Origin of the sequence: Bradyrhizobium sp. HKCCYLS3077, from assembly GCF_051167555.1 — a bacterium.
GTDB lineage: Bacteria > Pseudomonadota > Alphaproteobacteria > Rhizobiales > Xanthobacteraceae > Bradyrhizobium.
The window spans coordinates 391,278-408,013 of the sequence record NZ_JBNPTH010000004.1 but is presented as its reverse complement, the minus strand read 5'-3'; the positions used below and the strand labels follow the sequence as shown (position 1 = coordinate 408,013).

Here is a 16,736-nt window from a genome sequence, read left to right as displayed (position 1 = left end):
ATTGGGTCCATGACGAAAACTCTCGAAAATTCAATAAATTAATCGGATGCCATGTGATAAGGAGACTTTATCGGGCCGCTGCAGGGCCCGCATGCGCTGGACGCACCGAGCATGCCCTTGACGGCGCGACCGTCGCTCGCAAGATGCGCCAGCTTTTTCCGCCAGCCCTGTTGGAGCACCAGTCTCACGATGTCCCTCACCCCCGAAGCCATCGCCACCCTCTCTCAAGTCACCACCGCGACCATCACCACGGTCCTGCTGAAGAAGGGGTTGCGCAATGTCTGGCTGCGCGGTGCCAAGCCGCTGCGCCCGGGACAGAAGCGGCTGGTCGGTCCCGCCTTCACCCTGCGCTTCGTGCCGGCGCGCGAGGATCTGGCGACGCCGGAGTCGTGGTCTTCGCCGATCTCGACCCGCACCGCGATCGAGGCCATGCCCGAGGGCTGCATCGCCGTGGTCGATGCGATGGGCGTCAAGGACGCCGGCATCTTCGGCGACATCCTCTGCGCGCGCATGGTGAAGCGCGGCGTCACCGCGCTCATCACCGACGGCGTGGTGCGTGACCTCGAAGGCGTGATGGGCACCGGCCTTCCGGTGTGGTGCGACGGCTATGCCGCGCCGCCGTCGGTCGCCGGCCTGACCTTCGTCGGCTGGGGCGAGGCGATCGGCTGCGGCGGCGTCGCGGTATTTCCGAACGACGTCATCGTCGCCGACCAGGACGGCGCGGTGCTGATCCCGCAGGCGATGCTCGACCACGTGCTGGCCGAAGGCCCCGAGCAGGAGCGCATGGAAGCCTGGATCGTCGACGAGGTGAACAAGGGCGCGGTGCTGCCGGGCCTGTACCCGATGAACGCCGAGACCAAGGCGCGCTACGCCGCGTCGAAGAAGTAAGCTCGAACCGCCGCAGAAAGGCACATCATGGATTTCCACCCCGCAGGCTCGCGCGCGACGCGCAAGGCGCCGGCCGAGTACTTCACCGGCAACGTGCTGCAGGATCCGCTGATCATGGCGCCGGCGCCCGCGCGGCTCAACGCCTCCCGCGTCTCGTTCGCGCCGGGCGCGCGCACCGCCTGGCACACGCATCCGCTCGGCCAGACACTCTATGTCATTTCGGGTATCGGCCGCATCCAGGCGAAGGGCGGGCCGGTGCGCGAGATCCGGCCCGGGGACGTGATCTTCATCCCGCCGGGCGAGAAGCACTGGCACGGCGCCTCGCCGGACAATGAGATGACGCACATCGCCATGCAGGAGGCGCTCGACGGCGTCTACTCGAACTGGATGGAGCACGTCACCGACGAGGAATACGCGACGCCGGTCGGCTGATGCGGGACTAACAAGATGTCGAGCGCGCGGTCGAAAGGCCGCGCGCTTTCGTTTTGACGGCGCCGTTCTCAGTTCACCCGTGTCCAGGTCTGGCCGCCGCAGAACATGCCGCCGAAGGCGCAGCCCTGCACGCGCAGACTGTCCGGGCCTTTCAGGTTGATCGTGGAATCGTAGGTGCTGCCGCTGTTCGGATCGTAGATGCGGCCGCTCCACTTCTTGTCCTGCGCCTTGTCGCTCGGCCGCATGTTGATCAGGATCTGCTCGCCATTCTGATTGGTCTTGGCGTTGACGGCGTAGCCGCAGAGATTGGTCCCGCACGGCTCGATGCGGATCTTGCCTTCCTTCTCCTCGGTCAGCCAGATGCCGACCGGAGAATTCGGATCGCGCACGGCCGCCGGTGCAGCGGCAGCAGGCGGGACCGCGGCGGTGGTGACCGCCGCAGGGGCCTGCGCCGGCTTGGCCGGTGGCTGCAAGGCTGCGGGAGCGGTTGGCGCAGCAGGCGGTGTCACAGCCGCCGGCGGCGTGACCGTTGCCGGGGCTGAGGGCGCCTGTGCCGGAGGCACCGGAGCAGGCGGCGCGGCGGCCTGGACTGGCGCAGGCGCCGCCGGTGGGGCTGCGGCCGTCGGCGCCGGGGCAGGCGGAACAGGAGCGGGGGCTGGTGTTGCCGGAGCGGCCTGCGTAGGCGCAGCCGGCGTGACCGCCGCCTCGGCAGGTGCGGAAGCCGGCTTGTCCGAACCCGGCTGCGGCTTGGCCGTCGAATCCTGCTCGCGCTTGCCGCGCTTGGCCTTCTTCTGCTCGGTGTTGTCGTAGACACCGGGGATCTGCACGGTGCCGCGGTCGGGATCGATGCGGATGGTCTTGCCGCCATATTCGATCACGTACTGCGCCTGGGCGGCACTGCTGGCCAGAACCACGGCAGCAACGGCCAACAGCCTCTTCATCAGGATCTCCGCGATGTCGGTTGCTGAGGTGAGCGAGCTCACGCGCAATTAAGTCGCCGATGCGGCAAGCCCGGTTCAATGCCAGCCCCGCTCAGAAATCCAGCGGCGCATTGTCGACGACCTCCTTCATCACGAAGAAGGTGCGCGTCTGGCGCACGCCCGGCAGCGAGATCAACTGGTCGCCGTGCATGCGGTTGAAGTCGTTCATGTCGCGGACGCGGATCTTTAGGAAGTAGTCGAAATCGCCGGCGACGAGATGGCAGTCGAGCACGAATTTCAGCTTGCGGATCGCCGCCTCGAAGGTGCGGAAACTCTCCGGCGTCGAGCGGTCGAGCACCACGCCGACCAGCACCAGCGCGCTGCGCTCGACCTTTTCGGGCGCGATCTGCGCGCGCACGCTTCTGATGTAGCCGTCCTCGAACAGGCGCTGGGTGCGGCGATGGCATGTCGCCGGGCTGACATGGACGGCCCCGGCCAGCTCGGCGTTGCTCATTCGTCCGTCCTTCTGCAGCAGCTGCAGGATTCGGCGGTCGACGCGGTCGATATCTTGGTCGGAAGATTCTTTCATTAGATAGCCAGTAAGTGAGAGAATTGGCCGACATATCGGCTCTGAGCGAACGTAAGCACGAAAACCCAAGCCGATAAAGAGAGCACCTTTCTCGCGCTTTTTCGTATGTTCCCGGCCGACCCAATCCACCATCCACGGAGAGATCCCGTGCTTCGGCTCGACAAGTTCAAGAAGTATCCGCTCACCTTCGGCACCACCCCGATCGAGCATCTGCCGCGCCTGACGGCCGCCCTTGGCGGCAAGGTGCAGATCTACGCCAAGCGCGACGACTGCAACTCGGGCCTTGCGATGGGCGGCAACAAGCTGCGCAAACTCGAATACATCGTGCCCGACGCGATCGAGTCGAACGCCGACACGCTGGTGTCGATCGGCGGCGTGCAGTCCAACCACACCCGCATGGTCGCGGCGACCGCCGCCAAGATCGGTATGAAGTGCGTCGTGGTGCAGGAGAGCTGGGTGCCGCACGAGGACGCCGTCTATGACCGCGTCGGCAACATCCTGATGACCCGCCTGATGGGCGCCGATAGCCGCATCGTCGAGGACGGCTTTGACATCGGCATCCGCAAGAGCTGGGAGAACGCGATCCAGTCGGTGAAGGATGCCGGCGGCAAGCCCTACGGCATTCCGGCCGGCGCCTCCGTGCACAAGTTCGGCGGCCTCGGCTATGTCGGCTTCGCCGAAGAGGTGAGGGCGCAGGAAGCCGAGATGGGCATCAAGTTCGACTACATCATCGTCTGCGTCGTCACCGGCTCGACCCAGGCCGGCATGATCGTCGGCTTCGCCGCCGACGGCCGCGCCGACCGCGTCATCGGCATCGACGCCTCCGGCACGCCGGAGCAGACCCGCAACCAGGTGCGGCAGATCGTCGACAACACCGCGGAGCTGGTCGAGCTCGGCCGCAAGGTGCGCGAGGACGAGATCGTCATCATCAACGACTACGCCTATCCGGCCTATGGCGTGCCGAGCGCCGAGACCAACGAGGCCATCCGCCTCGCCGCCCGCACCGAGGCGATGATCACCGACCCGGTGTACGAGGGCAAGTCGATGCAGGGCATGATCGACCTCGTCAAGAAGGGCTACTTCCCGGAAGGCTCCAAGGTGCTCTACGCCCATCTCGGCGGCGCTCCGGCGATCAACGGCTACAGCTACACCTATCGCAACGGCTGAGGGCGGCCGCGGCTTGATCGCCGCCTCGCGGGCCAGCCGAGGTGCTACCACAAACACAACTGTCGTCCCGGCCTCCGAGCCGGGACCCATAACCAACGACTGTCGTGTTATCGTCCACTGCATCTGCGCGCCTGCCACACGCGACCGCCTGTGAGTCTGTGTCCCGGCTCGGAGGCCGGGACGACACCGAATGTGTGGCACGAGCGATCCACACACGACGCCGTCATTCCGGGGCGCGCGAAAGCGCGAGCCCGGAATCCATAACCACGAGCGGTCGTGTCGGCCACGCCGGCCGCTCCATCTCGCTCGAACAACATCGTCACAGAGTATGGATTCCGGGCTCGCGCTGCGCGCGCCCCGGAATGACGGCGAGTGTGCTGAACGAGCCATCCAAACATGATCCCGCGTTCTCGCGACGCATGACGTCCGAGTGATCCGTCAGTCGAACCCTCTTGAACGGAAGAGGGCGCAGGGAATGCCGGGCGCTGGCCGCAACCCATGGCCCGCCTGCACAAGAATAAGCAGGCGGCAGTCACCACAGGTTCAGCCGAACTCCGGCATTCCCTGCGCGATGGTCTTAACACTTATACGCAGTCTCCCTGGTGCGCCGGGCTTGTTGGCCACCGTCGCCCGAGGGATCATCATCACCCCCGGACTTGACGCCAGCGTCGCGGCGCCAGGACCACACGACTTCACGTCCGCAATCCGCCGTTCGTCCGCGTGCACGCACGCTTCCGGCATCTTGCGGCCATCGCCTCCCCACCTCGCGTGTCGTGACGATCGCGCGCAACGCCCCTCTCGTTGAGGCGGGATGCGTGCAGTGAACCATATATTTCGGAAAAACGCAAGTTGATATTTGAGCGAATGACTGGACAGGGGTCTTCGCGTTGAATTCACAGGACAACATCGCCTTCTGGCGCAGGTCGGCAAAACACGTGCAACGTCGAACGCCGGCTCTCATGAACAGCGGAGTTCGCGGACCCCCACCCCCGACCCCTCCCCGCAAGGGGCCCCGCAAGGGGGAGGGGAGTGCACCGTCTTTGCGGTGAGAGCGGGGGACATCATGAGCGGCGCCGAACTACACGTTGCCGCGACAGTCGCCCTCAATGTCCGCAGTGCGATCGGGTGCAGCACGAATCCATCAGGGTCAGGCCGAGCTTTTCGCCCAGGCGGCGGTGAGCTCCCCTCCCCCTTGCGGGGAGGGGTCGGCGGTGGGGGTCAGGGCGCTGAAGCTTGTGAAGTTCTCGAGCATGTCTCGCGAGATCATCCGACCGCGCGAGGTGTGACGCCGCCAGGATGCCGTCGCGCCTCAGAACGAAACGCGCAGCCCCGCGCGGCCGCTGACGACGTTCGAGCGGTCCGACAACGCCAGATATTCGGCGGCCGAGAACAGGGTTACGTTGCGGCTCTGCCATTCCAGGCCGAGGCCGCCGAAGCCGCCCCAGACGTTGGACTGGCCTGGGATCGCGAAGGGGATGGCTTGGCCGAGCAGGGACGCGTTGACCGTGTTGCTGCCGACCTTATGGGTGCCGAGCAGGCCTGCGGTGATGCTGGTCGAGAGCACGTCGGTCGGCGCGAATACGACGCTGCGGGTCAGCTTCATCTCGCCGCGCTCCTCGAGCAGGCTCACGGTCTGGCCGTTCACCGTCAGCGGCGCGGTGGTGCCGGTCTCGGTGTAGCCGGCATAGGAGCCGTAGAGATAGCGCAGCCGGAACGACGGCGTCAGCGTGTAGGTGGCGCCGCCGAGGCTGCCGAGCCCCCAGCGGTGGCCGAACGTTGCCTCCGGGCTGACATACCAGCCGTTGAAGTTGGCGGCCGCCGTCTCCAGCCCGCCGGCGACGAGGTTGTTGTTGATGGTCCGGCTCGCCGTGTTGCGTGAGCCGCCCGCCTGCACGGCCGCATTCAGGAACGAGGCGCCGAGGTCGTAGCGCGCATAGGCGCCACCGAACACGAGATCGGCGTTGGTGGTGCCGAAGTTGAAATCGGCCGAGCTGCGGGTCTGGCCGCCGCCCAGGAAGGCGCCAAGCCGCAAGCCGGAACCGGCCTGCCAGTCGCCACCGATCATGCCGCCATAGAACAGGTTGGTCGTGCGCGGCAGCACGCCTGCTGCTGGATGCGCTGGCCGCCGAAGCCGCGGCCCCAGATAGCGCTGCCGTCGCCGTAGACCACGGTTGGATTCTTGTAAGCCATGCCGGGGCTGGCATAGGCCGACAGGCCCGGCATCGCAGCGAAGGCGTCGTCGATGCGGGAGGAGGCGTCGGGGGCGGCGAACGCAAGCGGCGCGCCACCCGTTGCGCGGCTTCCGGTGAAGACCGGCACAGCGTCAGAGACGCCGCGGCTGAAGTCGTTCAAGGTGCGTCCCGTGGACGCAAACGAGGTTGGATCGATCGCGACGGCCCGGTTGCCGGAGACCACGAAGGGCGTGGTGCCGGTCACGGTCGCCCCGGCCAGCGTGTCGAAGGTGAGGTTGTGGTTGCCACCGCGGAAATTGACGGTGTCGCCGCCGCCGCCGAGGTTGATCGCCCCGATGATGCGCGAGCCGCGCAGAACGGTGAGGGTGTCGGCGCCGCCGGCAAACTGCAGCGCGGCCAGGCTGCCGGAGATCTCGCCGGAGTTGGTGACATTGGCCGTGCCGCTGGCCTGGATGCCAAAGCCCTGGCTACCCTGTGGAGTGACGCCGATGATAGTACCGGAGTTGACGATGGCGGCATTGTTGCCGGCGGAAATACCGATGCCGCTGCCCGCCCCGCCGGCGACCGCCGTGATTGTGCCGGAATTGGTCACCGTGGCGTTGCCGCCGGTAAGGAGGCCAATGGCCTGCTGGTCGCTGCTGACGACAATGCTGCCAGAGTTGGCGAGGGTGGCGTCCTGCCCGGACTGGATGCCGAAGCCGGAAGTCCCCCCGGTCACGGCGATGATGCCGGAGTTCGTCACATTCGCCGCGCCACCAATCGCCACCACACCACTGGCCTGGCCGGCGGCGCCGACCATGGCCGTCAGGGTGCCGGAATTCGCGATCCGCAGATCGCCGAGATCGGACAGCACACCGAAGGCCTGGCTGCCGTCGCCGCCGCTGCTCGCGAGGCGGCTCGAATTGCTGACGTCAACGTTGTTGACGCCGCGGACCGCGATGGCAGAGCCGTTCTGGCCGGTGCTACTGCTCAGCAGCGAGCCCGAGTTGACGAGGCGTACGTCCCGACCACCTAATACGCCGTAGCTGGAGCCGTTTTCGCCCGAACTGCCCGAGATCGTGCCGGAGTTCGTCACATTGGCGTTCCCGAAAGCGATGATGGCGAAACCCAGTCCGTTGGCGCCTGTGATGCCGGCGATCGTGCCCGAGTTGGCGACGAAGCCGTCATTGCCAGCATTGATGCCGTAGCCCAGCGTGCCGCCGGGCGTCGAGATCCCGGTGATGGCGCCAGCATTGACCACCGTGGCGTTCGCACCTGTGGTCACTCCCTGTGCTTGCTGGCCGGAGCCGGAAATAGTCCCGAAATTGGTTACATTGGCAGTCTGGGCACTCAGGCCGAAGCCGGCTGCGGCGCTGCCGGAGATGCTGGCTCCGCCACTATTGGTGACCGTCGCCGTCGCGTTATCCTGCAGCCCGGTGGCGCTTCCAGTCAGGGCAAGCGAATTGGTGCAGGTCTGATTGGTGCCGGTGGACTGGCATTGCTGCGCCAGCGCTGCGTGAGACGTCATCAGCAGCCCTCCCGCGAGCAAACAGCCCCAAGCACCCGAGTTCAGTCCCATCTCGCCCAGCGACTCCTCAGTCGTGCTGAGGAAGATGGGACACAGTTAGGGTTAACAGGTCGCTAGCGAGCTCCGAGATGTAGGACGCTTGGATGTATCTGGATACGTCTTTCCGATCTCATGCACATGAGCGTGGTCCGCGCCCGACCGACGATCAGTCTCAGCCCGGAGTCCGGTCAGTCGAACCAAGCCTTGTAGACAGCCTGATAGCTGCCGTTTTCCATCGAGATGTGCAGCCACTGGTCGACGAACGCCTTCAGTGCGACGTCGCGCTGCAGCCAGTAGGCCTTCTCGGAAAAGTCGAACGGCTTGTCGGGGTGGACGGCGCAGAGCACGCCGGGGTGCAGCTTCTGCTGGTAGCGGGTCTCCGAGGCATCGGTCATCATCAAATCGGCGTCGCCCTTGGCGATCTCCTCAAAGATGGTGGTGTTGTCGTTGTGGACGCGGATGTCGGCGGCCTTGATGTTGGCGCGGGCAAAGCGCTCGTTCGTGCCGCCGGGATTGACGACCACCCGGGTGCCCGGCTTGTCGATGTCGGCGAGCGTCTGGAATTTCGAGGTGTCGCTGCAACGGGCGATCGGAGTCTTGCCCTCGCGCATGATCGGGGTGGTGAAGTAGCCCTTCTTCTGGCGGTCGAGCGTGATCGAAACGCCGCCCATCGCGACGTCGAACTTGTCGGCCTCGAAATCCTTCATCAGTTGCGGCCAGCTGGTGGGCACGAATTCCACCTTGACCCCGAGCGCCTTGCCAAGCGCCTCAGCCATGTCGACGTCGAAGCCGGAAAACTTGCCGGTGGCCTTGTCGAGATAGGTGAAGGGCTTGTAGTCGCCGGTCATGCCGACCCGGAGCGCGCCGCGCTGGAGGATCTCGTCGAGGCGGGAGGGCTGGTCGGCAGCCGCCGCGCCACAGAGCCCAAAGACCATTGCAACAGCGGTGAGCGCGGCAAGCGCGCGATTCAAAAGTCCCATCTCGAACGACCTCGCTTGAACAGACTGGATCAGTCTTAGCCGAGGTCGGCGCGCGGGACGAGAGGCTGTCGCGGGGCGTCGCTGGGAGAAACCGGCCCTTTCATCAGGTCAGGAGAGAGGAGCGAGCCAAGCCGTCACGCCCGCCGCGGACTATCTCCGGGCCGGACCCTTGCCGATCATCTCGCTCTTCAGCAGCTCGAAGCGCTCGACGGCTTCGTGGGCGCGGGTATCGACCATCTTGATGGCGGCCTCGGCCGACATCGGTCCGCTGCTCACGGCGATCGACGTCGGGCCGACGGTCTCGTCGACATAGTAGCCATCCTCGCCGCGGCGCGCGGTCCAGCGGAAGCGGATCGCGGAGATGGGGCCGGGGCCGACCTTGGTGTAGCCGTCGGCCTGATCGAACGGTACGACGGTCGCCACGTTCTTCTTCGCGCTACCGCCCGCGGCAGGTGCAGCCGCTCGCTCGTCGCCCTTTACGGACTCCGGCTTGTCGAGGATGCTCGCTATCGTTGCGAGGGCGTGCTCGGTGGCCACACTCATGATCGCCTCTATTCCTACCGGCGCGCGAAAAGACCCGCGTCGACAGTCACAGTTGTAGCCAAATCTCGGCGAGATGCAACAATACGTTAAAAGTTTGACAACAACGCGGTGGAGAAACAACTCCACAGGTCAGTCACGGGAACCCGACACCTGCGCGCGAGGACGCGCAGGCGTGGTCTCGTGCGCGACGCGCGCAGCCGTGCCTACAGCACGTCCTGATTGATCACGTTCTGCCGGATCGGATCGCCGTCGAGGACGCTCAGGATATTGCGCGCGGTCTGCTCGCTCATGCGATCGACGGCCTCGCGGGTGACGCCGGCGACGTGGGGCGCCATGATCACGTTGGGCAGCGCATGCAGCGCGTGGCCGACCGGCGGCGGCTCCTGCTCGAACACGTCGAGGCCGGCGCCCGCGAGACGGCCGGAAGAGAGCGCGTCGTACAGCGCGGCTTCGTCGACGAGGCCGCCGCGCGCGGTATTGATCAGGTACGACGTCGGCTTCATCAGCTTGAGGCGCGCGGCGTTGAACAGGCCGATGGTCTCCGGCGTCTTCGGGCAGTGGATGCTGACGAAATCGGCACGCGGCAGCGCGGCGTCGAGATCGGCGACCGGCTCACAGCCGGCGGCGGTGATCTCGGCGGCCGGCTTGTAGGGGTCGTACACCAGCACCTGCATCTCCATCGCCAGGCAGCGCTTGGCGGTGCGGGTCCCGATGCGGCCGAAGCCGATGATCAGCACAGTCTTACCGTAGAGGTCGAACGGCAGCACGCCGAGGCGGGAGCCCCAGGTGCCGTCCTTCACCATCGCATGCATCTCGCTGGCGCGCTTGGCGAGCGTCAGCATCATGAACAGCGCCTGCTCGGCGACCGAGGGCGAGTTCGCAGTGCCCGCCACCATCAGCGGCACCTTGTGTCGCGAGAGGGCCGGGACGTCGACCGCATCGAAGCCGACGCCGATGCGCGTCACCACCTTCATGTCGCCGGCGGCAACGAGTTCCGGCTCGCCGAAGCGGGTCGCGCCGAGCGCGACACCGTGCACCGGCGCGTGGGACTTCAACAGGTCGGAAAAATCCGCCGCCGAGATCATGTTGGGGAATTCGATCATCTCGACGTCGTCGCGCGCCGCGAGCAGCGCGCGCCCCTTGGTCGAGAAGGATTCCGTGACGAGGATCTTGTTCTTGTTGGTTGCCGTCCTGGTGGTCATGTCCTGCCCTTGAAGCTTCTTATGCTCGTCAGATGACGAGTCCTGAAGCCTCGTTTAGCAGGTGCATGTTGTTGAGGTCCATTGCCATACGCAGGGGGCTGCCATCCCGCGCGCCGGCATTGGGGCTGACCCGTCCGCACACCGGCGTTTCGTTGAGGGCGAAGTAGACCAGCGTCTCCATGCCCATCGGCTCGGTGACGTCGAGCATCGCCTCGAACGGCTCGAGACCGGGCTCGGCATGCGGCCGGGTCTCGGTAATGTGCTCCGGCCGGATGCCGAGCAGCAGCCGGTCATTCCGCGACACGGATTGATAGCGCGCCGCGCGCGCCGGCGGCAGCGGGAAGCTGATGCGGTCGGTGAGGCGGATGTGCAACTGGCCGTTGGCCTCTTCCAGACGGCACGGCACGAAGTTCATCGCCGGCGAGCCGATGAAGCCGGCGACGAAGCGCGTCGCCGGGTTGTGATAGAGCTCGGTCGGCGTGCCGATTTGCTCGATGCGGCCCTTGTTCATGACGACCACGCGATCCGCCAGGGTCATCGCCTCGACCTGGTCGTGGGTGACGTAGACCGTCGTGGTGCGCACCTTCTGGTGGACCTTCTTGATCTCGATGCGCATCTGCACGCGCAGCTTGGCGTCGAGGTTGGACAGCGGCTCGTCGAACAGGAACACTTTTGGATTGCGCACGATGGCGCGGCCCATCGCGACGCGCTGGCGCTGGCCGCCGGAGAGCTGCTTCGGCTTGCGGTCGACGAGGTCGGCGATATCAAGCATGCGCGCGGCCTCCGCGACGCGGCTCTTGATCTCCGCCTTGGGATAATGCTTCAGCCGCAACCCGAACGACATGTTCTCGGCGACCGTCATGTGCGGGTAGAGCGCGTAGTTCTGGAACACCATCGCGATGTCGCGGTCCTTCGGCGGGACGTCGTTGACGACGTCGCCGCCGATCGAGATGTCGCCATCGGAGATGTCCTCCAGTCCCGCAATCATCCGCAATGTCGTCGACTTGCCGCAGCCGCTTGGTCCGACCAGCACGACGAACTCATGGTCGGCGATATCCAGATCAATGCCGCGGACCGCCTCGACCTCGTCGTAACGCTTCACGACCTTGCGCAAGCTCACTTCAGCCATATCAGATCAACCCCCGTCATCAGCCTTTGGTCGCGCCGGCGGTGAGGCCGGCGATGTAATAGTCCATCAGGAACGCGTAGATGATCAGCGGCGGCGCTGCCCCGAGCAGCGCGCCGGTCATGATCTGCCCCCAGTTGAAGACGTCACCCTTGATCAGGGTAGTGACGATGCCGACCGGCAGCACCAGCTGGTCGGCCGAGGTCGTGAACACCAGCGGATACAGGAACTGCGCCCAGGAGACGGTGAAGGCGAAGATCGTCGCGGCGATCAGGCCGGGCAGGGCGACCGGGATGAAGATCCGCGTCAAGGTCTGCAGCCAGGAGGCGCCATCGATGATCGCAGCTTCATCCAGCTCCTTCGGGATCGAGGCGAAATAGCCGATCATGATCCAGGTGCAGAACGGCACCGTCAGGGTCGGATAGATGAACAGCAGCACGTACCAGCGATTGATGAGCTGGATGCCGGTGACGTCGCCGATCAGCGCGAACATCTTGAACAGCGGGATGAAGAGCAGGCTGTCCGGGATCAGGTAGGTCAGGAACACGCCGGTGGCGAGCGTCGCCGAGCCCCAGAACTTCATCCGCGACAGCGCAAACGCCGCGGGAATGCTGATCAGCATGGTGATGATCACGACGATGATCGAGACCATCGCCGAGTTGAAGAAGAACCGCAGGAACTGGTTCGAGGTCAAGAGCCCGATGTAATTCTCCAGCGTCGGATGGAACACCCACCACGGATTGGTCGCGGCCGAGATCTCGGCGCTGCCCTTCAGCGAGGTGATCAGCATGTAGAGCGGCGGCACCAGCGAGAAGATCGCAAACAGCGTCAGGAAAAAATACGACCAGCGGAGCGCCCAGGCGCGGTCGCGGCTCATCGAGCCGTACTTCACATTGCGGGTCGGGCCGGCCTTGTCGACGGTCATCGTGCTCATCAGGATTCGTTCCCCCGCTTGTTGACGTCGCGCAGGATGAAGATCGCCGCGACCGCCAGGATCGGCACCATGAACAGCGAGACGCTGGCGCCGAGCGGGATGTCGCTGCCCTCGATGCCGACGCGGAACGCCCAGGTCGCGAAGATGTGCGTCTTGTCGAGCGGGCCGCCGGCGGTGAGGATGCGGACGATGTCGAAGTTGGCGAAGGTGACGATCAGCGAGAACAGTGTGGTGATGGCGATGATGTTGCGCATCATCGGCAGGGTCACATACCAGATCCGCTGCCACCAATTGGCGCCGTCGATCGCGGCGGCCTCGTAGAGCTGGTCGGGGACGGATTTCAGCGCCGCCAGGTACATGATCATGAAGAACGGCGCGCCGTACCAGACATTGACCAGGATCACCGAGAAGCGCGCCCAGGCGGCATCTCCGGTCCACGGGATCGGGCCGATGCCGAAGAACGCCAGCGTGTAGTTGAAGGCGCTGTAGGACGGGTCGAACAGCCACAGCCAGGCGAGCGTGCTCATGGCCGGCGGGATCACCCAGGGCACCAGCAGCATGCCGCGCCATTTGCGCTGGCCCTTGGCCGGGATGTTGTGGACGAAATGCGCGACGATGAAGCCGATCAGCGCCTTGAACACCACCGCGGTGATCGCGAAGATGCAAGACTGCTTGACGACCAGCCAGAACGTGTCGCGCTTGAACAGGAACTCGAAATTGCCGAAGCCGACGAAGCGCTGCATCGACTTGTTCAAGGTCGCCAGATGCACCGAATAGATCGCGGGATAAACGACCAAGAGCGCAATCAGCAGGATCAGCGGCAGCGTCAGCAGGAAGGCTGTGGTCGATTTTCGCTTCAGCGCATTGCGCAGGCCTCTGCGGCTGTCGGCCCTGCGGGGGCGGGCAATGGACTCTTCGCCGATGGCGGCATCAACCATGAGAGCAGGCTCCTCGTGGCGCGTCCGGCCGCGGGCCGGGCTTCACAGGCGGGCTGAAAGACGGTGCTGGGAGTGGCGGCCCGCGCGCGGCGGGCCGCCGTGATGCAGGAGCGCACTCAGCTGCGCATGAAGCCTTCGCACTCGCCCTCGGCCCAGGCGAGGGTGGTTTCCATCTTCTCGCCCTGGGCGTAGCGCAGGCACATCTTGGTCATGGTCGCCTGGGCGTAGATCTGCTGCGCGATCTTGGGTGGAGCAGGGGAGGCCGCGATCGACAGGGTCTGGTGATTGTAGGGGTTGGGGTAGTGATAGAGCGTCCCCTTCGGCGGACCCTGCTCCTGCCAGATCTTCAGCGTCGTCAGCTTCTCATAGGCCGGCAGATCGTAGCCGCCGCTCGCCTCCACCATCTTCTCGATCGATGACGGCTTCGACAGGTGCACGATCAGGCTCTTGGCCGCCTCCTTGTTCTTGGAGAACGACCAGATGCTCCAGAAGTACGGCAGGAACGGCGCAAAGCGGCCCTTCGGTCCGGCCGGGAAGCCGTGCGTCCAGCACTGCTCGGCGATCTGCGGCGCGTCGCGCTTGGCCACCGCCCAGGCGCTCGGCGGGTTCATGATCATCGCGCCCTTGCCGGAGACCAGCCATTTGTTGTTGGAGGCGTCGTCCCACGAGGCCACATCCGGCGGCAGCGCCGCGATCAGCCGCTTGTAGAATTCGAGCGCCTGGCGCACGGCGTCGGTCTTCACCGTGACATCGCCCTTGGCGTTTACCAGCTCGGCTCCGAACGCCTGGAAGAACGCGCCGGCGGAATCGACGCTGTCGGTGGTTTCGCCAAGGCCGATGCCGAAGGGAACGCCGGCCTTCTGGCAGGCTTCCGCCGCTTTCAGGAAGGTCTCCGTGTTCCAGCTATCGGCCTTCGGCGCGCTGCCGGCCGGATACAGCTCCTGCACGTCGATGCCGGCATGCTTCTTCATCAGGTCGATTCGGGTGCAGGGGCCCTTGATCTGGCTGCCGACGCAGGCCGGCACCGCCAGCCATTTGCCGCCGGACTGGCCGAGATATTTGACGGTGCCGTTGACCTCGCCGTTCTCCTTGATGATCGGCCCCATGATGTCGTTGACGGGCTCGAGCAGCTCGGCATGGGCGTGCGGCCACCAGGTCGGCATCGCGATCAGGTCGTGGCCCGACTTCGCCGCGGCTTCGGCGGCGATGGTCAGCTCGATCTTCTTGCCCTGGCTGGTGATGTAGTCGATCGAGACCTCGACCTTTTCCTTTGCGGCCCACTCATTGACCAGGTCGGTGGAGGCCTGGTTGGCGCCGGGCACCCAGTGATCCCAGAACCCCATCGAGAGCTTGCCGGCGGCATAGGCGCCGCGCACATAGGGTGCGGCAATCATGACCGCCGAGGTGGCAGCGGTCGCAGCAACGAATTGTCGGCGGTTCAGCTTCCTCCGTGACATGGCGTTCCCTCCCTGGTGAGCCAAGCGTTGTTAGGTGCGAATCCGTTTTGTTAGTTATTGCGTCGCGTCATGCGCGCGTGGATTTCGCTTGAATGCAATCAGAGCAGAATTGCGCGTGGCTGTCGAGAAATCAGGTGAGGCGGAACTTAGAACTCCTGGCGTGCATAGGAGGGCAATGTTGTTTGCTCTGCAGCGATGAGGCGCTGCAATGCGAGGCCGCCGTGCCGATGCGTGAACGCGGCGGTCGCCGCGTCGGGCTGATCGGCGGATCTGCCGGGGCAGATGGACTTGCGCGTTGCGGCGACGCTAGAATTCCGCCGACTCGGAAGACATGCTGATGATTTCGACAGCCACCTCTTGGTGTGTCGGCAGGGAGCGGAAGACGATGACGACCAGCCGATGGAGACAAACGGTGCGCCGCAATCTTTGCGCCGCAGCAGCGTTGCTGCTGATGCTGAGCGTCATGTCGGTGCCGCGTCAGGTTGACGCGCAGGGACTGTTCAAGGGAGTCGAGCAGGGCGCCCGCGAAGGCAACAAGGCGGCAGGCCCGGTGGGTGGCGTGCTCGGCGGTGCGATTGGCGGCGTGGTCGGCGTCGTCACGGGCGTCACCGGCGCGTTCACCGGAAACACCGGCCAGCCGAGCGCACAGCCGGCGCCGCCGCCGCCGGACGCCCCGAAGGCGAAGGACGCCAAGGGGGCGAGCAAGGCCAAGGCCACCAAGGTCGCGAAGGCCACGCCGATGCTGACCCAGCCGGGCGTGCCTCAGCTCACCGCCGAGCAGATCGTCGCCAACAGCGACGCCAATGTCGAGCGCCTGAAGACCGGCCTCAATCTGACCGAAGAACAGGCGAAGAATTGGGGGCCGTTCGCGAACGCGATGCACGCGCTCGGCCGCAACGGCGCCGACCGCTTGAACCTGCGCATCGCCCGCGCCAAGCGCGATCCGCCCGACGACATCATCGAGCAGATGCGCAACGAGGCGCAGTTCCTGGTCGACCGCGCCGCCGACCAGCGCGCCGTCTCCGACGCGGCGGAGCCGCTGTTCACCAGTCTCGACGACAAGCAGAAGCAGATCTTCATCAACGAGATGGTGCGGCTCAGTCGCGAGCGCGGGCTCGATTAGTTCGGGCGATGACGCGCGTCAGCCTGCCGACGTTGCGCCGCGATACTTGGCGGCGAGAAGCGCCGCCAGCTCGGCCCGGGCATCAGCGAGCGGGATCGCGTCCTGCCGCGCCTTGGCCATCGCCATCGCGCCGGAATAGGCGGCGATGACCAGCGTCGCGAGGCTGTCCGGATGTAGGTCGCGGGCGCGGCCGGCGAGCACGTCGGCATAGAACTTCGCCCGCAGCGCCTGATGCCATTGCGCGAAGATCGCGCCGAGCGCTGCGCGCATGTCGGCATCATGCGCCGAGATCTCCATCGCCATGTTGTTCAATGGGCAGCCAGACACGGCGCCCTTGGCCGTCAACTCCCCGATGATCGCGGCAAAGATCGCGTCGATCGCGGATGGCGCATCGGTATGGGCGTCCAGAGGGGCGATCCATGTCTGCATCACCGCCTGCGTCACGCGGTCCTGGATCACCGCGAGCCCGAGCGCGCGCTTGGCGGGGAAATGATGCGCCATGGCGCCGCCCGACACCGCGGCCTTCTCCCGGATCTCGAGCATCCCCGTGGCGAGATAGCCGTGGCGGGTGAAAGCCTCATAGGCGCTGTCGACGATGCGCCTGCGCACGCCTTCGGGATCGTTGGTTCGCTTCGCTGCCGTCATCGGGGTCAGGATAGCGGGTTGACAAAACAGGTCAATCATCCTGTAGTGAAAAAC

The 16,736-nt window shown here is 65.6% G+C and carries 16 protein-coding genes; 4 read left to right on the top strand and 12 right to left on the bottom strand.

The window, feature by feature from the left end; translation table 11 throughout:
* Positions 1–189: 189 nt before the first annotated feature.
* Together ACQR0Z_RS18035 and ACQR0Z_RS18030 are read left to right on the top strand one after the other, a co-directional pair.
* Positions 190–888: a ribonuclease activity regulator RraA gene (locus tag ACQR0Z_RS18035; protein ID WP_006613956.1), complete on the top strand. Its 699-nt coding sequence runs from the start codon at positions 190–192 to the stop codon at positions 886–888.
* Between the two features lie 27 nt (positions 889–915).
* Positions 916–1,320, top strand: a complete 405-nt coding sequence (locus ACQR0Z_RS18030) for a (R)-mandelonitrile lyase (RefSeq protein WP_006613955.1) — start codon at positions 916–918, stop codon at positions 1,318–1,320.
* 68 nt (positions 1,321–1,388) lie between these two features.
* On the opposite strand, the gene ACQR0Z_RS18025 is transcribed toward ACQR0Z_RS18030, so the two are convergent.
* Positions 1,389–2,261 (bottom strand): DUF2147 domain-containing protein, encoded by an 873-nt coding sequence (locus ACQR0Z_RS18025; protein WP_434919541.1) that lies wholly within the window; start codon positions 2,259–2,261, stop codon positions 1,389–1,391.
* 91 nt (positions 2,262–2,352) lie between these two features.
* Positions 2,353–2,829: an Lrp/AsnC family transcriptional regulator gene (locus ACQR0Z_RS18020; RefSeq protein WP_434860752.1), complete on the bottom strand. Its 477-nt coding sequence runs from the start codon at positions 2,827–2,829 to the stop codon at positions 2,353–2,355.
* Positions 2,830–2,976: 147 nt separating this feature from the next.
* Here ACQR0Z_RS18020 and ACQR0Z_RS18015 point away from each other — a divergent pair, with 147 nt between their 5' ends.
* Positions 2,977–3,996 (top strand): 1-aminocyclopropane-1-carboxylate deaminase, encoded by a 1,020-nt coding sequence (locus tag ACQR0Z_RS18015; RefSeq protein WP_434860751.1) that lies wholly within the window; start codon positions 2,977–2,979, stop codon positions 3,994–3,996.
* A gap of 1,309 nt (positions 3,997–5,305) precedes the next feature.
* Here ACQR0Z_RS18015 and ACQR0Z_RS18010 read toward each other — a convergent pair.
* The 9 genes from ACQR0Z_RS18010 to ACQR0Z_RS17970 form a co-directional block, all read right to left on the bottom strand.
* Positions 5,306–6,097 (bottom strand): autotransporter outer membrane beta-barrel domain-containing protein, encoded by a 792-nt coding sequence (locus ACQR0Z_RS18010; protein WP_434919540.1) that lies wholly within the window; start codon positions 6,095–6,097, stop codon positions 5,306–5,308.
* Positions 6,058–7,695 (bottom strand): beta strand repeat-containing protein, encoded by a 1,638-nt coding sequence (locus ACQR0Z_RS18005; protein WP_434919539.1) that lies wholly within the window; start codon positions 7,693–7,695, stop codon positions 6,058–6,060. The genes ACQR0Z_RS18010 and ACQR0Z_RS18005 overlap by 40 nt, the downstream gene beginning before the upstream one ends.
* Positions 7,696–7,922: 227 nt before the next feature.
* Positions 7,923–8,714: a transporter substrate-binding domain-containing protein gene (locus ACQR0Z_RS18000; RefSeq protein WP_434919538.1), complete on the bottom strand. Its 792-nt coding sequence runs from the start codon at positions 8,712–8,714 to the stop codon at positions 7,923–7,925.
* Positions 8,715–8,864: 150 nt separating this feature from the next.
* Entirely contained in the window at positions 8,865–9,257 is a 393-nt protein-coding gene (locus ACQR0Z_RS17995; RefSeq protein WP_434880100.1) for a hypothetical protein, read from the bottom strand.
* Between the two features lie 203 nt (positions 9,258–9,460).
* Complete coding sequence (locus tag ACQR0Z_RS17990; protein ID WP_434919537.1) at positions 9,461–10,459, bottom strand: hydroxyacid dehydrogenase; 999 nt, start codon at positions 10,457–10,459, stop codon at positions 9,461–9,463.
* A 28-nt stretch (positions 10,460–10,487) separates the two neighbouring features.
* Positions 10,488–11,588, bottom strand: coding sequence for an ABC transporter ATP-binding protein (locus ACQR0Z_RS17985; RefSeq protein WP_434858797.1), 1,101 nt, complete (start codon positions 11,586–11,588; stop codon positions 10,488–10,490).
* 19 nt (positions 11,589–11,607) lie between these two features.
* The gene (locus tag ACQR0Z_RS17980; RefSeq protein ID WP_434880102.1) at positions 11,608–12,519 is read right to left on the bottom strand and encodes a carbohydrate ABC transporter permease; all 912 of its coding nucleotides are present in this window, start codon (positions 12,517–12,519) and stop codon (positions 11,608–11,610) included.
* A complete protein-coding gene (locus ACQR0Z_RS17975) occupies positions 12,519–13,457 on the bottom strand; it encodes a carbohydrate ABC transporter permease (RefSeq protein WP_434919536.1) in 939 nt (312 codons plus the stop codon). Before ACQR0Z_RS17975 ends, ACQR0Z_RS17980 begins: the two co-directional genes overlap by 1 nt.
* A 116-nt stretch (positions 13,458–13,573) precedes the next feature.
* Complete coding sequence (locus ACQR0Z_RS17970) at positions 13,574–14,914, bottom strand: ABC transporter substrate-binding protein (protein ID WP_434880103.1); 1,341 nt, start codon at positions 14,912–14,914, stop codon at positions 13,574–13,576.
* A gap of 451 nt (positions 14,915–15,365) precedes the next feature.
* Here ACQR0Z_RS17970 and ACQR0Z_RS17965 point away from each other — a divergent pair, with 451 nt between their 5' ends.
* Complete coding sequence (locus ACQR0Z_RS17965; RefSeq protein ID WP_434919801.1) at positions 15,366–16,037, top strand: Spy/CpxP family protein refolding chaperone; 672 nt, start codon at positions 15,366–15,368, stop codon at positions 16,035–16,037.
* 18 nt (positions 16,038–16,055) lie between these two features.
* On the opposite strand, the gene ACQR0Z_RS17960 is transcribed toward ACQR0Z_RS17965, so the two are convergent.
* Positions 16,056–16,682, bottom strand: a complete 627-nt coding sequence (locus tag ACQR0Z_RS17960) for a TetR/AcrR family transcriptional regulator (RefSeq protein WP_434919535.1) — start codon at positions 16,680–16,682, stop codon at positions 16,056–16,058.
* Positions 16,683–16,736 lie beyond the last annotated feature (54 nt).

What these genes read in the sequence shown, in the direction of transcription:
- ACQR0Z_RS17970 (WP_434880103.1), bottom strand. Translation starts at nt 14,914, where the DNA reads ATGTCACGGAGGAAGCTGAACCGCCGACAATTCGTTGCTGCGACCGCT.
- ACQR0Z_RS17980 (WP_434880102.1), bottom strand. Translation starts at nt 12,519, where the DNA reads ATGAGCACGATGACCGTCGACAAGGCCGGCCCGACCCGCAATGTGAAG.
- ACQR0Z_RS17960 (WP_434919535.1), bottom strand. Translation starts at nt 16,682, where the DNA reads ATGACGGCAGCGAAGCGAACCAACGATCCCGAAGGCGTGCGCAGGCGC.
- ACQR0Z_RS18025 (WP_434919541.1), bottom strand. Translation starts at nt 2,261, where the DNA reads ATGAAGAGGCTGTTGGCCGTTGCTGCCGTGGTTCTGGCCAGCAGTGCC.
- ACQR0Z_RS18035 (WP_006613956.1), top strand. Translation starts at nt 190, where the DNA reads ATGTCCCTCACCCCCGAAGCCATCGCCACCCTCTCTCAAGTCACCACC.
- ACQR0Z_RS18005 (WP_434919539.1), bottom strand. Translation starts at nt 7,695, where the DNA reads ATGACGTCTCACGCAGCGCTGGCGCAGCAATGCCAGTCCACCGGCACC.
- ACQR0Z_RS18020 (WP_434860752.1), bottom strand. Translation starts at nt 2,829, where the DNA reads ATGAAAGAATCTTCCGACCAAGATATCGACCGCGTCGACCGCCGAATC.
- ACQR0Z_RS17985 (WP_434858797.1), bottom strand. Translation starts at nt 11,588, where the DNA reads ATGGCTGAAGTGAGCTTGCGCAAGGTCGTGAAGCGTTACGACGAGGTC.
- ACQR0Z_RS17990 (WP_434919537.1), bottom strand. Translation starts at nt 10,459, where the DNA reads ATGACCACCAGGACGGCAACCAACAAGAACAAGATCCTCGTCACGGAA.
- ACQR0Z_RS18000 (WP_434919538.1), bottom strand. Translation starts at nt 8,714, where the DNA reads ATGGGACTTTTGAATCGCGCGCTTGCCGCGCTCACCGCTGTTGCAATG.
- ACQR0Z_RS17965 (WP_434919801.1), top strand. Translation starts at nt 15,366, where the DNA reads ATGCTGAGCGTCATGTCGGTGCCGCGTCAGGTTGACGCGCAGGGACTG.
- ACQR0Z_RS18030 (WP_006613955.1), top strand. Translation starts at nt 916, where the DNA reads ATGGATTTCCACCCCGCAGGCTCGCGCGCGACGCGCAAGGCGCCGGCC.
- ACQR0Z_RS17995 (WP_434880100.1), bottom strand. Translation starts at nt 9,257, where the DNA reads ATGAGTGTGGCCACCGAGCACGCCCTCGCAACGATAGCGAGCATCCTC.
- ACQR0Z_RS17975 (WP_434919536.1), bottom strand. Translation starts at nt 13,457, where the DNA reads ATGGTTGATGCCGCCATCGGCGAAGAGTCCATTGCCCGCCCCCGCAGG.